The following is a 14,754-nucleotide window of genomic DNA, read 5'->3' as shown; positions in this document are numbered from 1 at the left end:
GCCGTCTTGGGGGCCAGGACATTATTGTTGGACTTACGACAAAGATGAGGAAATCAACGATCAGTGACAAAAACGGGGACGTTCTTAAACTTTTTAATGGACATTCCAAACAACTTTATCTGGGGGACGTTCTTCAACTTTTCCGTTAGGAGGGGGTCGGGATTAAAAAGTTTAAGAACGTCCCCCTGCTTTAGTTTTCCAGGGGGAGGAGAGGGAGTGCTTTTTCATCTTGTAGGCGACCTGGCGGGGGGTCCAGCCGAGCACTCGCGCCGCGCGGGCGATCACCCATCCCGTGCTCTCCAGCGCCCGCCTCAGCTCTTCCCGTTCCATCGCCCGGAGGTATTCGGCCCTCGGCGGGGATTCGGCGGCCTGCCCGGGGGATGCGGAGGGCGACGCCGCCGCGACGCCGGGCGCTGAAGACGCCAAGTCGGCTTCCTGCGCCGAGAAGGTCCGGACGGGACGAGGGAGGTCGGGAATGTGGACGACGGGGGACTTCGCCATGACCACCGCACGCTCGACGAGGTTCTCCAGCTCGCGGACGTTCCCCGGCCACCGGTACTCGAGCAGCAGGTCGAGGACTTCGGGCGAGAAGGAGACGGTCTTTCCGTGCTCCTTGTTGAACCGGTCCAAAAAGTGTTCGGTCAGCGGGATGACGTCCTCGCGGCGGTCCCGGAGGGGCGGGAGGTAGATGGGGATGACGTTCAGGCGGTAGAAAAGGTCCTCCCGGAAGCGCCCCTCTTCCACCATCTTCTCCAGGTCGGCGTTCGTGGCGGCGATGATCCGCACATCCACGGAGATCGTCTTGTTCTCCCCCAGCCGCTCGAACTTCCGCTCCTGCAGGACGCGCAGCAGTTTGACCTGCGTGGGGAGGGGGATGTCGCCCGCCTCGTCCAGGAAGATCGTCCCCCCCGCGGCCTGCTCGAAACGCCCTTTCCTCTCCTCGATGGCGCCGGTGAAGGCCCCCCGCTTGTGGCCGAAAAGCTCGGACTCCAGCAAGGTCTCCGGAAGGGCGGCGCAGTTGACCGTAACGAAGGGGCGCTCGGCGCGATGGCCCGCGAGGTGGATCGCCCTTGCGATCCTCTCCTTTCCGGTGCCGCTCTCTCCGCGCACCAGGACCGTCGCGCGGGAGGGGGCGACGCTGGTCACCGAGGCGAAGACCTCCTGCATCCGCTTGCTCTGCCCGACGATGTTCTCGATCCGGTACGTCTTCCGGATCGTCTTCTCGAACTCCTGCCGTTGCCGCTGGAACTCCTCCTGCAGGCGGTCGATCGCTGCGTGGAGCTTGAGCGCCTGGCCGATGAGGCATCCGATGACCATCAGGGTGCGCGTGTCCGCCTCCAGCGCCTGGGTCCCGGCCCGGCCGATCCGCTCCGCGGTCAGCACGCCGAGCACCTCGGCGCCGATCTTCAAGGGGACGGAGATGTAGGAAAGGAGGCCCTCCTGCGTCTTCCCGTGCGCGCGCGTCTTGTCCAGGAACGAAGGCTCCTGCCGGATGTCCGGGATGGCGATCGGCCCCCCCGATTTCATCGTCTTCCCGACGATTCCCTCCCCCCACACGTAGCGCGCGCGGCCGCGCTCCTCGGCCGTGTAGCCGGCGGCCACCTCCATCCGGATCTCCCTCGTCGCGGCGTCGGGGAGGTGGATCGCGGCGCGGTCGAAACCGAGGAAGCTCTGAAGGGTCCGCAGGGAGATTCCCAGGGCACGGGGGAGGTTCTGCGTGGATGTGAGGATTTTCCCCACTTCGTAAATGGCGGAGAGCTCCGCCTTTTCCGGGGAGCGACGATGGTTCACCCGCCAATTATAGCGTGGAAGGAGATATAATGCGGTCGATCTTGTCGAACGAGACAAGCCTTCGCGAGGGATGGGCGGAAGCATGGCGAAACCGGCGTCGCGTTTTCTTCGGGGGAAGAGGATCCTGCCCCCTCCGGTTCCGGAAGGGGTCCAGGCCGCCGACCTGATCGACCGCTTCTTCCTGGCCTACAATGCAGGGAGGCTCCGGGAGGGCGCCCGGCTGCTGGCGGAGAAGATGCTGCGCCCGGGCGTGACGGTGGGGCTTTCCCTGTCCGGCGCCCTCACCCCGGCGGGCCTCGGCGTCTCCTGCGTGGTGCCGCTCATCCAGGCAGGCTTCGTCGACTGGATCGTGTCGACCGGCGCCAATCTCTACCACGACGCCCACTTCGGGCTGGGAATGAAGATGCACGCCGGCTCCCCCTTCCTGGACGACCGGGTCCTGCGGAAGGAGGAGGTCGTCCGCATCTACGACATCCTGTTCGACTACCGCGTCCTCCTCGACACGGACGACTTCCTCCGCCGGGTGCTCGATGCGGAGGAGTTCCAGGCGGAAATGAGCACGGCGGAGTTCCACTACCGCCTCGGGCGGTACCTGGTGGAGCGGGAAAAAGCGCTGGGCACGGGCGAGGTGAGCGTCCTCGCCGCCGCGCACCGGTACGGGGTTCCGGTGTACACCTCCTCCCCCGGCGACTCCTCCATCGGGATGAACGTCGCCGTGATGCGCCTGTTCGGCAGGGGGCCGAGGATCGACGTCTCGGCCGACGTCAACGAGACGGCGGCGATCGTCTACGCGGCGAAGAGAAAACGGGGGAGGAGCGCAGTCTGGATCTTCGGCGGCGGCTCGCCAAAGAATTTCATGCTTCAGACCGAGCCGCAGATCCAGGAAGTCCTGGGGATCGCGGATAAGGGCCACGACTACTTCCTCCAGGTAACCGACGCCCGGCCCGACACGGGGGGGCTCTCCGGCGCCACCCCCTCCGAGGCGGTCTCCTGGGGGAAGGTGGCCCCCGAACGGCTCCCCGACAGCGTGGTCTGCTACCTCGACTCCACGGTGGCGATGCCGCTTCTGACGGCCTACGTGCTGGCCCGCGCGGAAAAGCGCCCCCATGGCCGGCTCTACGACCGCCGGGGGGAGCTCCTCGCGGCCCTGGAACGGGGGGTCCGGCGCAAGGACCTCACGGAGAAGAAAAAGGCCGGGAGGTAGGCCCCCGGCTTTCCTTTCATTTGAGGTGAAGCAGGAGTTTCCCCGCGGCGTAGGCGTCGGCCTGGGCTCGATGAAAGTTTTCGCCGATCCCCAACTCCAGGCAGATCGAGGAAAGCGAGTGGTTGCGGAACCGGCCGGTGCTGCGCGCGAGCCGGAGCGTGTCGACAACCGGATTGCCGGGCCATTCCCCCCCGGCCAGGCGCGCTTCGGCCCTCAGGAAGGAGAGGTCGAAGGGTGCGTTGTGGAAGACGAGCACGTCGTTCTCGATGAACGCCAGGATCCTCGGGAAGAGATCGCTGAAGACGGGCGCCCCGGCCACCATCCGGTCGGTGATCCCGTTGATCGACGAAGCCCCGGGAGAGATGGGGCGCAGGGGGTTGACGAGCGACACCAGCGAGTCGATCACGTCGCCGCGGAGAAATTTGAGCAGCGCGACCTCGCAGATCCGGTGTCCATCCGCCGGCTCGATGCCGGTGGTCTCCACGTCGATGGCGATGTAGGGCCCGTCCGCGACCCGTTGGGGTTCTCCGCTCATGAAGATTCCATTATAATGGGTGTGGCCTCCGCCCCGACTCCTTTCTGAGCCTGCCGGTTTATGATATAAAAACGGGAAATCGCGCCGGGGGGTTGCACCCGATGAAGAAATGGAAATGCACCGTTTGCGGATACATCCACGAGGGGGAGGAGCCGCCCGACCCCTGCCCCATCTGCGGCGCCCCCAAGGAAAAATTCGTACCGATCCAATGATATAATTTTTCCCGTTCGGACAGCTTCGGGCAGGAGGCCCCCATGCAGAAGTGGAGATGCATCGTGTGCGACTACATCTATGATCCCGCCGAGGGGGACCCGGACGGCGGCATCGACCCGGGGACGCCGTTCGAGAGCCTCCCGGACGACTGGGTCTGCCCGCTCTGCAGCGCCGGCAAGGACGAGTTCGAGAGGATCTAAGAGTAGCCGGCATGCCGACCGTGACGCTGGCGCCGAACGTCCACTGGGTGGGCGCGAAGGACCCCGACCTGGCGATCTTCGACATCGTCATCCCGACGGAGTACGGGACGACCTACAACGCCTATCTCGTCCGGGGAAGCGAGAAGACGGCCCTCATCGACTGCGTCAAGCGCCCCTTCGCGGAGGAGCTGTTCCGGAACATCTCCGGGTTCCTCCCCGTGGAGAAGCTCGATTACGTCGTGATCAACCATTCGGAGCCGGACCATGCCGGGGCGCTGGTGGACCTGCTGGAGCGCCACCCCAAGGTGACCGTGCTGCTCTCCCGGTCGGCCAAGACGTTCGTCGACAACCTCGTCAACGCGGGGTTCCCCTACCGGATCGTCAACGACGACGAGGAGCTCCCCCTCGGGGGAAAGACGCTCCGGTTCATCAACGCGCCGTTCCTCCACTGGCCGGACACCATCCTCACCTATCTCGTCGAGGATCGGATCCTGTTTCCGTGCGATTTCCTCGGCTCCCACTTCGCAAGCAAGGAGTTCTACAACGACGAGCTCCAAGAGCCGGAGAAGGCGAGAAATGCGTTCGAGTTCTACTACAGCACCATCATGCGGCCCTACAAGGAGCACGTCCTTAAAGCCTGCGAGCGGCTGAAGAGCTTCCCCGTCTCGATGATCGCGCCGTCGCACGGGCCGATCCTGCGGAAGGACCCCCAGTCGTACATCGACTGGTACGAGGAGCGCGCCTCCATCCTGTCCCGCGTCAAGGAAAAGAGGGTGGCGATCGTCTACGCCTCCGCGTACGGAAACACCGCCGCGATGGCCGGGAAGGTGGCGGAGGGCGTGCGCGCAGGGGGGGTCACCCCCGTCCTGATGAACGCCGTGGAAGCGCCGATGGACAAGATCATCGACGAGTTCGAGGTGTCGGCGGGGTTCCTCATCGGGACTCCGACGCTGAACAGCAACGTCCCGCAGCCGATCCTCCAGCTGATCGCCAACCTGGTCGTCCTGAACGTCAAGGGGAAGCCGGCGTCGGTGTTCGGGTCCTACGGCTGGAGCGGCGAGGCGATCAAGACGGTCCAGGACATCCTGACCTCCATGCGCCTCAAGGTTACCCCCGAGCCCGTCCGGGTCCGGATGGCCCCCTCCGAGGCGGACCTTGCGTCCTGCGTGGCATTCGGCAGAAAGTTCGCCGAGATCGTCCAGGGCGGATGAGCGTGGCTTACTTCTTCTTCAGCGGATCCGACCCTTCCTTGTGAAGCTCCCGGTCGGCGTCCTTCTTGATCTGCTTCTGATGCTCGAGCGCCTCCCCGCGGATGTGCGCCTTGCACGTCGGGCAGATGGTGTCCTCACCGGGGTCCGTCTTTCCGCACACGATGCAACGCCTCTTGTCCTCGGTCATCGGTCCCTCCACGCCGCATCGGCGCGATGCTTCTCGAGAGTTGCCGTCCACAAAGATAGAATACGCCGGAAACGGAAAATGGTTACCAACATCTTAAAACGCAGGAGACCCCGATGCCGGTGGGCAAGGAAAAGTCACGGATTCCCGAGAAGCCCCGCCAGGGACTCGTACTGGTCCTGACGGGGGAGGGGAAGGGAAAGACGACGTCGTGCCTGGGGATGGCGGTACGTGCGGTCGGCTACGGGATGCACGTCGTCATGATCCAGTTCATCAAGGGGTCGCTGCATTACGGCGAGCTGGACGGAGCCAAGCGGCTGGCCCCGGAGTTCGAGCTGATCCCGATGGGGAAAGGGTTCGTCGGCATCATGGGCGACACGCTGGACTTTTCCACGCACGCCAGGGCCGCCGCGGAGGCGCTTGCGGCAGCGCGGGAGAAGATGCTCTCGGGGAAGTTCGACATCGTCATCCTGGACGAGGTCAACGTTGCCCTGCACCTTCGGCTGATCCCGCTCGCGGACGTGATCTCCCTCATCCAGGAAAAACCGGGGAACGTCCACCTCATCCTCTCCGGCCGGCATGCGCACGAAGAGGTGATCCGGCACGCCCACCTGGTCACGGAGATGCGGAACGTCAAGCACCCCTTCGACCTCGGGATCGAGGCGGAAAAAGGGATCGACTATTGAGCGGGACGCCCGAAAACGTAGAGGTGAAGGAAGATCTCTCCGACTGCCCCCGCTGCGGGGCGGGACGGGGGTTTCACGTTTCTTTCCGCAGGAAGGGCCGATCCCTTGCGGTGATCCTCGTCTGCCCCTCGTGCGGCTTCCGCTTCACTGTCGGGGAGTGGGCCTTCCCCACGGGAGAGCCGCGCCCGTTCGACCCCGCGATCGACTCCGGGCCGTAAGGCGTCCCTTCGCGAGTCTCGATTGCCCGTCCCTGCAACGGACTTGGCCCCGACCGGCTTCACCGCCTCGGAGGGGGGACTCCGTTCGTGGCTCGACGTGCGATGGATCCACACGTCTGCGCTTTACCTCACTGCGCCCCCCTCCTGCGGCGGCTCCGCCGGACCCTCCTGCGACGTGATCCCCAAATGGAAGGCGCAGCCGAAGGGGGGCCTCGCGCAGCGAGTAGCCACAAACGCGGAACCGGCGTAGGCCACGCGTTCCTGGCAATGGAGAGCTTGGCGGACGGTGACGGGAGATCGAAGGCCGGGGAAGGGACCTTGGAGCACGTTCGCTGGACGAAGCCGGGGAGCCGGGCGGATCGCAAGCGAGGTCCCCCCTGAGGCGAAGCGACTTCCGTGTGCGTCGCACATCGCAGGAGGGGGGCGCAGCCGGGTGAGCGCCTCTACTTCGTGCGCTCCAGGAGCGAGGTGCCGTAGAGCAGACCGAAGTAGTCCTGGATGTTCCGGATGTAGAGCTTCCCGCCGCCGGCCAGGTTTTCCCCGGCGAGTTGCCCCTGCTTTAAGGCGCTGCGCCACCCGAAATTGATGCGGCTCTCCCGGCGGTTGATGTCGAACACCTCCGCGCAGTCGCCCGCCGCGAAGATGTTGGACACGTTGGTACGCAGGTATTCGTCGACGAGGATCCCCGTTCCCACCTTGACGCCGCTTCCCTCCAGGAACCCGACGGCCGGCAGCCGCTCCGTGGCGGCCACGATCATCTGGCAGCGGATCTCCTCGCCGCCCGCCGTGCAGACGATGTACGTCTTCCCGTCCAGGTCCAGCACGTCCGTGATGTCGGTCCCTTCCTTGATCTGCACGCCGTTGTTCCGAAGCTGCTCCGTGATTCTCGCCTCGACCTCCCCGGAGATAGGGTTGCCGAACCGGGGCAGCCCCGGGCTGACCCAGATCACCTGCTGGCCCAGCTTGCGAAGCGCCCGGGCAGCCTCGATCCCCAGGTACCCCGGTCCGTAGACCACGGTGACGTCGGCGCGCATGGCGCGCGCGCGGATCCGCAGCGCGTCCCCGAAGGAGTTCAGCAGAAGGAACGCCCCGACGTTCCCCATGAGGGCGAGCGGCAGGATCGGCCTCCCCCCGGTGGCGATGAGGAGGAAGTTGTACGTCTCCTCCGTACCGTCGGAAAAGATGACCCGGTTCTTCGCGGCGTCCACCCGCCGGGCGCGCTTGCCGTGCCGGACCTCGATTTTTTCGGCGGCGAGATTTTTCCCCTGCGGGTCCGCGATGGCGGTGGGCTCCATCTCCCCGGAGATGATGTCGGGGATGCAGGGCCGGAGGTACGGCGGAAAGAACTCCTCCGTTGCGAGGATCACCTCGGCGTCCTTCTCCACGTTCCGGACTGCCTTGGCCGCGGCGATCCCAGCGGGACCGCTTCCGAGTATCAGGTATCGCATGAAATCCCTCCACGATTTGGTTTCGGCTTGGAGACTATAATTTTAATGCCAGAAGGCGTGCAGTGAAAATCGAATTTATCGTCAGGCCAGCGGCCCCTGGTGACGGACGTCCTTCCCCTGGATCATGAAGATCACATTCTCGCAGATGTTGGTCGCATGGTCCGCGATCCGCTCCACGTACCGGGAGACCAGGATCAGCTCCAGCCCACGGGCGATGGTAGTGGGGTCGGCCATCATGTAGGTCAAGAGCTCCCGGAACACCTGGTCCTTCAGATGGTCGACCAGGTCGTCTTTCTTGATCGTCTCGTACGCCAGTGCATCGTTCCCGTTCACGAAGGCGTCGAGGGCGTCCCGGAGCATCTCCTTGGCGATCTCGGCCATCCGCGGGATGTCGATCAGCGGCTTCACGGGGGGGACGGTGAGGAGGAATTCCGCCCGCTCGGTGATGTTGATCGCCTGGTCGCCGATCCGCTCCAGGTCGGTGTTGATCTTCATGGCCGCGGTGATGAACCGGAGGTCGACGGCGGCGGGCTGCCGCAGCGCGATCATCTCCAGGCAGATCTCGTCGATGTCGATGTGAAGCTGGTTGACCTGCGTTTCCATCGCCGTGACTTCCGGGAGCATCTCGATCTTCCGCTCCACCAGCGCCTGGATGACCCGGTGGGTCATCTGCTCGACCAGCCCCCCCATCCGGAGGACCGTCTCCCGCAGGTTCCCCAGCTCTTCCTGGTAATGTTTCTTCATGTCCGCTCCCTGCCTTCCATGTTATCCGAACCTGCCGGTGATGTATTCCTCGGTCCGCTTGTCGGCAGGGTTCGTGAAAATCTTCGCGGCCTTGTCCATCTCGATCAGGTCGCCCAGAAGGAAGAAGGCGACGTAATCGGCGATCCGCCCGGCCTGCTGCATGTTGTGGGTGACAACCACGATCGAGTACTTGTCGCTCAAGTCCTCGATCAGCTCCTCGATCTTGGAGGTCGACACGGGGTCCAGCGCCGAGCAGGGCTCGTCCATCAGCAGGACTTCGGGCTCCACGGCGAGCGCCCGCGCGATGCAGAGCCGCTGCTGCTGCCCGCCGGAGAGACTCGTCCCCGGCCGGTCCAGGTGGTCCTTCAGCTCGTCCCACAGGGCCGCCATCCGCAGCGATTTTTCCACCAACTCGGCGATCTCGGAGCGGGACCGTTTCTTCCCGTTGAATCTCAGCCCCACGGCCACGTTCTCGAATGCGGACATCCGGGGGAAGGGGTTCGGCTGCTGGAAGACCATCCCGACCTTCCGGCGCAGCAGCACGGGGTCGATCTTCTCCGAGTAGATGTTCCGCCCGTCGAAGAGGACGTCCCCGGAGACCCGGAAACCTGGGGTCAGGTCGTGCATCCGGTTCAGGCAGCGGATGAAGGTGCTCTTGCCGCACCCCGAGGGGCCCATCACCGAGGTGACCGAGTTCCTGCGGATGTCCATCGTGATATTCTTGAGCACCTGGTGGTCCCCGAACCAGGCGCAAAGGTTGTTCACTTTCAATGCGTTCTCCATCGCTCGTCTTTCCCTCCTACTTCCTCACCCTCGTAAAGTACCGCGCCCCGGCGCTGATGACCAGGACCATCCCGATCAATACGACCGCGCCGGCCCACGCCTTGTCGTGCCAGTCTTCGTACGGGGAAATCGCGTAGTTGAACACCTGGAGCGGGACGGCGGCGATCGGCTGGTCCAGCCCCGTCTGCCAGAACTGGTTTCCCAGGGCGGTGAACAGAAGGGGGGCGGTTTCCCCGACGATCCGCGCCATCGCCAGCAGGATCCCGGTGACGATCCCCGCCGTGGCGGTCCGGACCGTGATGAAGAGCGTCGTCTTCCACCGCTCGATCCCGAGCGCCAATGCCGCCTCCCGCACCGACTGCGGGACCGTCCGCAGCATCTCCTCCGTCGTCCGGACCACGACGGGGATGAAGATCATGGCCAGCGCGGCGGCGCCCGCCCAGGCGGAGAACCGCTTCATGGGAAGGACCAAGAGGATGTAGCCGAAGATCCCCATGATGATCGACGGGACGCCCGCCAGCGTGTCGACGGCGAACCGGACTGCGGAGGCGAACTTCCCCCTGCCATACTCGGCCAGGTAGATTCCGGCCATGACCGCCATCGGGATCCCGCCCGCCATCGCCAGTCCCGCGATCGTCAGCGTCCCCAGGATGCCGTTTGCGATCCCGCCCCCCGGCTCCCCGACGGGATGGGGGAGGTCGGTCAGCAGCGTCCATTTGAGCTCTCTGGCCCCCTTCCAGAGGAGGTCGAAGAAGATCAGGAAAAGGGGCAGGATCACCAGCAGGGCGGAGAGGGCGAAGAGCACCCTTGCGGCCTTGTCGGCGGCCCGGCGGCGATAAGCGATCGATTCCATCTCTTCAGATCCCCCGGGCGGCGTGGGACACCATCGTCTTGAGGATCCACTTCGCCGCGAGGTTGGCCAAGAACGTGATGAGGAAGAGCACCAGGCCGATCTCCACCAGCGCCGCCAGGTAAAGTTCTCCGGTTGCCTCGGTGAACTCGTTGGCGATCACGGCGGCCATCGAGTAGCCGGGCTGAAAGACCGACAGGAAGATGTCAGGCCGGTTCCCGATCACCATGGTGACCGCCATCGTTTCTCCCAGAGCCCTTCCCAGTCCGAGGATGGTCGCCCCGAAAATTCCCGGAATGCAGTGCTGGCCGATGACGATCCGGATCATCTCCCAATGGGTCCCCCCCAATGAAAGAACGGCCTCCTTCTGGAGTCGGGGAACCGTGGCGAGGACCTCCCGGCTGACCGAGAGGATGAACGGGAGGATCATGATGGAGAGCAGCACGCCCGCGGCCAGCATGCTGGGCCCGTACACCGGCCCCTTGAAGAGGGGAATCCAGCCGAGGTATTTCGCCGCCGGCTTCATGAGGAGGTCCCGCAGGACGGGGACCAGGACGAAGATCCCCCAGAGCCCGTAGATCACGCTCGGGATGGCCGCCAGAAGCTCCGCAAGGAACGCCACCGGCGTCTTCAGCCATTCCGGCGCGAACTCGTTGATGAAAATGGCGGAGCCCACGGCCAGCGGGACCGCGATCAAGAGCGCGATGAAGGAGGAGACAATCGTTCCGTAGATGAAGGTGAGCGCCCCGAAATTTTCCGCGACCGGGTCCCACGTTTTCGTCACGAGGAACGATGCGCCGAATTTCCTGATCGAAGGGAGCGACTCCGCTACAAGGATCGCGAACAGTAGAACGGCCAGGAACAGAACCCCGAACGCAAAAAGGGCGGTCGTCTTCTCGAAGAGGAGGTCTTTCGGGTTGTCCCCGGCCTTACGCGTCATACCGTCCTTGTCATCCTTGTCGTGCCGCAGGGAGCAGAGATGAAAAGGGGGGGATATCCCCCCCTTCCCGTCATCTTGCAGAAGAGCCGGATAATCAGTACAGGCTCTTTCCCCGGAAGTTGATCTGCCGGATCGCCTTGTCCACCATTTCCACCACCGGTTTAGGTATCGGGGCGTAGAGAAGCGGCGCGTTCATCCTCTGGCCGTCGCGGATCGCCCACTTGAGGAACGTCACGAGCGCTTTCCCCTTCGCTTCATCCCTCTGGTCCTTGTAGACGAGGAGCCAGGTCAGCCCGCAGATACCGTAGGAATCCTGCCCCGGGGCGTCCACAAGGGTCAACCGGAAGTCGGCGGGCATGGTCTTGGCCGCTCCGGCCGCCGCCGCGGAGGTGGATTCGAGCGTCGGGAGCACGAAATTCCCCTCCTTGTTCCGCAAGGCCGCCACCGTCATCCGGTTTTGCATCGCGTAGGCCAGCTCGACGTACCCGACGGCGCCGGGGGTCTGCTTGACCACCCCCGCGACTCCCTCGTTCCCTTTTCCGCCGAGGCCGACCGGCCAGTTCACCGACTTTCCCCGGCCGATCTTCGCCCGCCAATCCGTGCTGACCGCGGAGAGGTAATTGGTGAAGATATCCGTGGTCCCCGAGCCGTCCGACCGGTGGGCGACCACGATGTCCGCGGCGGGAAGTTTCGCGCCGGGGTTCAGGCCGGCGATCCGGGGATCGTTCCACCGGGTGATTTTCCCGAAGTAGATGTCGACGAGGACGTCCGGCGTCAACTTGAGGCCGCTCTGGATCTTTTCCAGGTTGTAGACGACCGTCACCGCGCCGATCGCCGTGGGGATGTGGAAGATCGGCCCGGGAAGCTTGGCCAGCTCATCCTCGTTCATCGGGGCGTCGCTGGCCCCGAAATCGACGGTCCCCGCGGTGATCTGCTTGACGCCGCCGCCCGACCCGATCGACTGGTAGTTGAACTTCAATCCCGGGTGGGAGTTGGAATACTCGTAGAACCACTTGGAGTACAGCGGGTAGGGGAACGTCGCCCCTGCCCCGGTGATGGTCAGCGTATCCGCCGCCATCGTTGGAAGCCCCCATGCAAGACCGAGCATGGCCAGGCCGATTCCGAGCCACCGTCCGATCCCTTTTCTCATCGTGCCGATCCTCCTTTGCATTGAACTACAGATATGGGAGGAATCTTACCGACTGTACATCAAGGGTCGGTGTGGGGAATGTTAAGTTCGTGTTAAGAAGGGAGGGGGGAAGGAAGATGCTCTCACGCCACGTTATCGAGAGCTCGGCCTTGGGCAGGTTTCTCCATTCCCCGTAACCTTTCGTAAAAAATTGACGAGGCGGATCGAAGCATCTTGCAATCCGTGTAGGACAGATCGACGCTTAGCCGGATACAGACCGAACAAGCGTTCTCAACGAGGACCGTTGAATCGTCCTCCAATCCGAGTATGCCTTTGGAGATGAGGTCTTGGAGGACCCGTTCAACCTCCCGGGAATAGCATGCCTTTCCTTCAATTAAAAAATCGATTCCGGAGACAAGGGAGTCATGCGATTGCATTTCCGACACGATCGAGTGAATCCTTTGAAAGGGGATTCGCTCGCCAGGCCGGGCCGCAAACATCAGGATCCCGGAGATCCATTCCGAGAGACTTGGGGAACCTGATTTCATCGAATTTCCTCCGTCCTAAAGAAAATCATGAACTTTATTTAGAGATGCACATCAAGAAGAAACGTTTCCTGTTGGTCATCTTTGGCCCGCTCGCGGCGGGCCGAATGCCGGAATCCGGATCAGGAAGCGGGTTCCCACACCGAGCCGGCTTTCCGCCCGGATCGTTCCCCGGTGGGATTCGACGATGTGCTTCGCGATGGAGAGTCCGAGGCCCGTTCCTCCCAGGTCGCGGGACCTCCCCTGGTCCACCCGGTAGAACCGCTCGAAGATCCGGGGGAGATGTTCCTGGGAAATGCCCGGCCCGTCGTCTGCGACCTCCAGGAGACAGACCCCCTCTTCGGCTCTACCCGCAAGGGTGATACGGCCGCCTTCCTTGCCGTACTTGATGGCGTTGTCCAACAGATTCGACACGGCCAGGGTCAGCTTGCGGACGTCCGCCCGGAGGGTGACGTGCTCCCCATGGACCACCATGGTTTTCCCCGTATGCTCGGCCGCCTGTCTGTGGAGGGCGGCGACGCGATCGAGAAAGGCCGGCAGCAGGATCTCCTCGATTTCCAGTGGCGACTGCCCGGATTCCGCCCTCGAGAGCTCCAGGAGGTCCTCGATGAGCCGGTCCATCCGGAGCGCATTCGCGCAGGCAATCGAAAGAAAGGAGGGGTCGATCGGGGCCCCTTCCTTCAACGCGTCCTCCATCGCTTCCAGGTATCCCCGGATGTTCGTCAGGGGGGTCCGCAGCTCGTGCGAGGCGTTGGAGACGAAATCGCTTTTCACCCGCGCCAGCCGTTTCTCCTCGGTGATGTCCCGAAGGGTGAGCAGGAGGTCTGTCCCCGGTGAAGCGTCGTACCGGACTGTCGTCCCCGCAAGGCGCACCGTCCGGTCGTCGGTACGCGTTGGGATAAAGGCATCCCTGGGGGCCGGGCTTTCCCCCTTTCTCCAACTGCCGATGAAGGACAGCACCTCGGGGTGCCGGATCGCCTCCGCAACCGGGCGCCCTTCCGCTGGCGCGTCAGCCGTCCCAAGGATTTTTGCGGCCTCGCGGTTCATCATTCGGAGGGTCCGGTCGCCCGCGATGACGACGACTCCTTCGGAGAGGTTCTCCAGGAGCGTGGCCAGGCGGGCTTTTCCCGCCTCCAGCTGGGAGATCGTCTCTTCGAGCCGGGATGCCGTCAGGTCCAGCGCCGCCCCCAGCTCCTCCAGCTCGTCCCCCGTCTTGATGTGGACGCGTTTCCCGAAATTTCCCGACGCCAGTTCCCGGGCTGCGGCGGTCATCTCCTTGAGCGGGCCGGTCACCCGTTTCGCCCGTATCGCGGTCCCGGCGAGCATCAGCAGGAACGCCGCGATCCCCGTCCCCCAGGTGATCGCGCGGATCCGGTCGAGCCGCCGGTAAAGGAGGGTGACCGGGATGGACGTTCGGGCGACTGCTACGATGCGTCCGTCGGAGAGGACCGGGATCGCGAAGTAACGCTCCTCTTCCCTCACGGTGATGCTGCGCCGTAGAGAGACACCGGGTTCACCGGAAAGCGCCGTATGGACCTCGGGCCGGTTGGCGTGGTTTTCCATCCCGGCGAGCCCGGAGGCCCCGACGGTCGAGTCCGCCACCACCGTCCCGTCGGGAAGGATGATCGTCAGCCGGATCTCCAGGTCCTTGCCGAGCCGGTCGCCTTCCCGGGCGATCTTTCCACGGTCCGGATGCGGGTCTTCCAGAAGGGGACGGAACATTTCCGAGACCAGCCGGGCCTGCCGCTGCAGGTTGCCGTCCACTTCGTCCAACGCGTATTTCCGGAACTGGAGATAACCGGCGATGCCCGCGAAGGCGAGGGCCGTGCCGGTGATCACGAAATAGGTGAGGAAGAACTTCGTCGCGATGGAGACCCGGGCCCGCAAGCCTTCATCCCCCCCGCAGCTTGTACCCGACGTCCTTGACGGTCTCGATCGCCTCCGAGAGGAACGGAATCTTCTGGCGGAGCTTGGCGATGTGTACGTCGACCGTGCGGTCGATGACGTACGTTCCCTCGCCCCAGACTTTTTTCAAGATCGATTCGCGGGTGAGGACCCGGCCGGGCGCCGAAA

Annotated in this window: 17 protein-coding genes and 1 pseudogene; 6 read left to right on the top strand and 12 right to left on the bottom strand. The window is 64.1% G+C overall.

Annotation, left to right across the window (positions count from 1 at the left end):
* Window positions 1-171 precede the first annotated feature (171 nt).
* Window positions 172-1,791 carry a nif-specific transcriptional activator NifA gene (locus tag A2Z13_05130; protein OGP78008.1) on the bottom strand — a complete coding sequence of 540 codons (1,620 nt, stop codon included), beginning with the start codon at window positions 1,789-1,791 and terminating at the stop codon, window positions 172-174.
* A gap of 82 nt (window positions 1,792-1,873) precedes the next feature.
* Here A2Z13_05130 and A2Z13_05125 point away from each other — a divergent pair, with 82 nt between their 5' ends.
* Entirely contained in the window at window positions 1,874-2,995 is a 1,122-nt protein-coding gene (locus A2Z13_05125) for a deoxyhypusine synthase (protein ID OGP78007.1), read from the top strand.
* A gap of 16 nt (window positions 2,996-3,011) precedes the next feature.
* Here A2Z13_05125 and A2Z13_05120 read toward each other — a convergent pair whose 3' ends face one another.
* On the bottom strand, window positions 3,012-3,530 hold the full coding sequence (locus A2Z13_05120; GenBank protein OGP78006.1) for a hypothetical protein: 519 nt from the start codon (window positions 3,528-3,530) through the stop codon (window positions 3,012-3,014).
* A gap of 101 nt (window positions 3,531-3,631) precedes the next feature.
* Between A2Z13_05120 and A2Z13_05115 the strand changes: the two genes are divergently transcribed.
* The 3 genes from A2Z13_05115 to A2Z13_05105 are packed head-to-tail and all read left to right on the top strand — an operon-like array spanning window position 3,632 to window position 5,154.
* Entirely contained in the window at window positions 3,632-3,742 is a 111-nt protein-coding gene (locus A2Z13_05115) for a rubredoxin (protein ID OGP78005.1), read from the top strand.
* A 42-nt stretch (window positions 3,743-3,784) separates the two neighbouring features.
* Window positions 3,785-3,943 carry a rubredoxin gene (locus A2Z13_05110; GenBank protein OGP78004.1) on the top strand — a complete coding sequence of 53 codons (159 nt, stop codon included), beginning with the start codon at window positions 3,785-3,787 and terminating at the stop codon, window positions 3,941-3,943.
* Between the two features lie 11 nt (window positions 3,944-3,954).
* Window positions 3,955-5,154 carry a hypothetical protein gene (locus A2Z13_05105; GenBank protein OGP78003.1) on the top strand — a complete coding sequence of 400 codons (1,200 nt, stop codon included), beginning with the start codon at window positions 3,955-3,957 and terminating at the stop codon, window positions 5,152-5,154.
* 7 nt (window positions 5,155-5,161) lie between these two features.
* Here the strand turns inward: A2Z13_05105 and A2Z13_05100 are convergent, their stop codons facing one another.
* Window positions 5,162-5,341 carry a hypothetical protein gene (locus tag A2Z13_05100; protein OGP78002.1) on the bottom strand — a complete coding sequence of 60 codons (180 nt, stop codon included), beginning with the start codon at window positions 5,339-5,341 and terminating at the stop codon, window positions 5,162-5,164.
* Window positions 5,342-5,454: 113 nt separating this feature from the next.
* On the opposite strand from A2Z13_05100, the gene A2Z13_05095 reads away from it, so the two are divergent.
* Together A2Z13_05095 and A2Z13_05090 are read left to right on the top strand one after the other, a co-directional pair.
* Window positions 5,455-6,024, top strand: a complete 570-nt coding sequence (locus A2Z13_05095) for a cob(I)yrinic acid a,c-diamide adenosyltransferase (GenBank protein ID OGP78001.1) — start codon at window positions 5,455-5,457, stop codon at window positions 6,022-6,024.
* Entirely contained in the window at window positions 6,021-6,242 is a 222-nt protein-coding gene (locus A2Z13_05090) for a hypothetical protein (GenBank protein ID OGP78000.1), read from the top strand. The genes A2Z13_05095 and A2Z13_05090 overlap by 4 nt, the downstream gene beginning before the upstream one ends.
* A 443-nt stretch (window positions 6,243-6,685) precedes the next feature.
* Here the strand turns inward: A2Z13_05090 and A2Z13_05085 are convergent, their stop codons facing one another.
* The 9 genes and pseudogenes from A2Z13_05085 to A2Z13_05045 form a co-directional block, all read right to left on the bottom strand.
* Window positions 6,686-7,690, bottom strand: coding sequence for a hypothetical protein (locus A2Z13_05085; GenBank protein ID OGP77999.1), 1,005 nt, complete (start codon window positions 7,688-7,690; stop codon window positions 6,686-6,688).
* Between the two features lie 81 nt (window positions 7,691-7,771).
* A complete protein-coding gene (locus A2Z13_05080; protein ID OGP77998.1) occupies window positions 7,772-8,434 on the bottom strand; it encodes a phosphate transport system regulatory protein PhoU in 663 nt (220 codons plus the stop codon).
* A 21-nt stretch (window positions 8,435-8,455) separates the two neighbouring features.
* Entirely contained in the window at window positions 8,456-9,217 is a 762-nt protein-coding gene (locus tag A2Z13_05075) for a phosphate ABC transporter ATP-binding protein (GenBank protein OGP77997.1), read from the bottom strand.
* A gap of 16 nt (window positions 9,218-9,233) precedes the next feature.
* The gene (locus A2Z13_05070; protein ID OGP77996.1) at window positions 9,234-10,070 is read right to left on the bottom strand and encodes a phosphate ABC transporter, permease protein PstA; all 837 of its coding nucleotides are present in this window, start codon (window positions 10,068-10,070) and stop codon (window positions 9,234-9,236) included.
* Between the two features lie 4 nt (window positions 10,071-10,074).
* A complete protein-coding gene (locus A2Z13_05065; protein OGP77995.1) occupies window positions 10,075-11,007 on the bottom strand; it encodes a phosphate ABC transporter permease subunit PstC in 933 nt (310 codons plus the stop codon).
* A 94-nt stretch (window positions 11,008-11,101) separates the two neighbouring features.
* Window positions 11,102-12,157: a phosphate ABC transporter substrate-binding protein PstS gene (locus tag A2Z13_05060; protein OGP77994.1), complete on the bottom strand. Its 1,056-nt coding sequence runs from the start codon at window positions 12,155-12,157 to the stop codon at window positions 11,102-11,104.
* Window positions 12,158-12,279: 122 nt separating this feature from the next.
* On the bottom strand, window positions 12,280-12,684 hold the full coding sequence (locus tag A2Z13_05055) for a hypothetical protein (GenBank protein OGP77993.1): 405 nt from the start codon (window positions 12,682-12,684) through the stop codon (window positions 12,280-12,282).
* A gap of 75 nt (window positions 12,685-12,759) precedes the next feature.
* Window positions 12,760-14,568 carry a hypothetical protein gene (locus A2Z13_05050; GenBank protein OGP77992.1) on the bottom strand — a complete coding sequence of 603 codons (1,809 nt, stop codon included), beginning with the start codon at window positions 14,566-14,568 and terminating at the stop codon, window positions 12,760-12,762.
* A 4-nt stretch (window positions 14,569-14,572) separates the two neighbouring features.
* Window positions 14,573-14,754 (bottom strand): annotated as a pseudogene (locus A2Z13_05045) (DNA-binding response regulator).

The sequence above is a fragment of the Deltaproteobacteria bacterium RBG_16_64_85 genome (assembly GCA_001798885.1).
Classification (GTDB): Bacteria; Desulfobacterota; Deferrimicrobia; order Deferrimicrobiales; family Deferrimicrobiaceae; genus FEB-35.
This window is presented reverse-complemented; position numbering and strand designations above follow the sequence as displayed.

Bases quoted from the DNA above. Each gene is read 5' to 3' on its own strand.
- A2Z13_05115 (OGP78005.1), top strand. From the start codon at position 3,632: ATGAAGAAATGGAAATGCACCGTTTGCGGATACATCCACGAGGGGGAG.
- A2Z13_05065 (OGP77995.1), bottom strand. From the start codon at position 11,007: ATGACGCGTAAGGCCGGGGACAACCCGAAAGACCTCCTCTTCGAGAAG.
- A2Z13_05105 (OGP78003.1), top strand. From the start codon at position 3,955: ATGCCGACCGTGACGCTGGCGCCGAACGTCCACTGGGTGGGCGCGAAG.
- A2Z13_05080 (OGP77998.1), bottom strand. From the start codon at position 8,434: ATGAAGAAACATTACCAGGAAGAGCTGGGGAACCTGCGGGAGACGGTC.
- A2Z13_05055 (OGP77993.1), bottom strand. From the start codon at position 12,684: ATGAAATCAGGTTCCCCAAGTCTCTCGGAATGGATCTCCGGGATCCTG.
- A2Z13_05070 (OGP77996.1), bottom strand. From the start codon at position 10,070: ATGGAATCGATCGCTTATCGCCGCCGGGCCGCCGACAAGGCCGCAAGG.
- A2Z13_05060 (OGP77994.1), bottom strand. From the start codon at position 12,157: ATGAGAAAAGGGATCGGACGGTGGCTCGGAATCGGCCTGGCCATGCTC.
- A2Z13_05125 (OGP78007.1), top strand. From the start codon at position 1,874: ATGGCGAAACCGGCGTCGCGTTTTCTTCGGGGGAAGAGGATCCTGCCC.
- A2Z13_05095 (OGP78001.1), top strand. From the start codon at position 5,455: ATGCCGGTGGGCAAGGAAAAGTCACGGATTCCCGAGAAGCCCCGCCAG.
- A2Z13_05110 (OGP78004.1), top strand. From the start codon at position 3,785: ATGCAGAAGTGGAGATGCATCGTGTGCGACTACATCTATGATCCCGCC.
- A2Z13_05085 (OGP77999.1), bottom strand. From the start codon at position 7,690: ATGCGATACCTGATACTCGGAAGCGGTCCCGCTGGGATCGCCGCGGCC.
- A2Z13_05075 (OGP77997.1), bottom strand. From the start codon at position 9,217: ATGGAGAACGCATTGAAAGTGAACAACCTTTGCGCCTGGTTCGGGGAC.
- A2Z13_05100 (OGP78002.1), bottom strand. From the start codon at position 5,341: ATGACCGAGGACAAGAGGCGTTGCATCGTGTGCGGAAAGACGGACCCC.
- A2Z13_05120 (OGP78006.1), bottom strand. From the start codon at position 3,530: ATGAGCGGAGAACCCCAACGGGTCGCGGACGGGCCCTACATCGCCATC.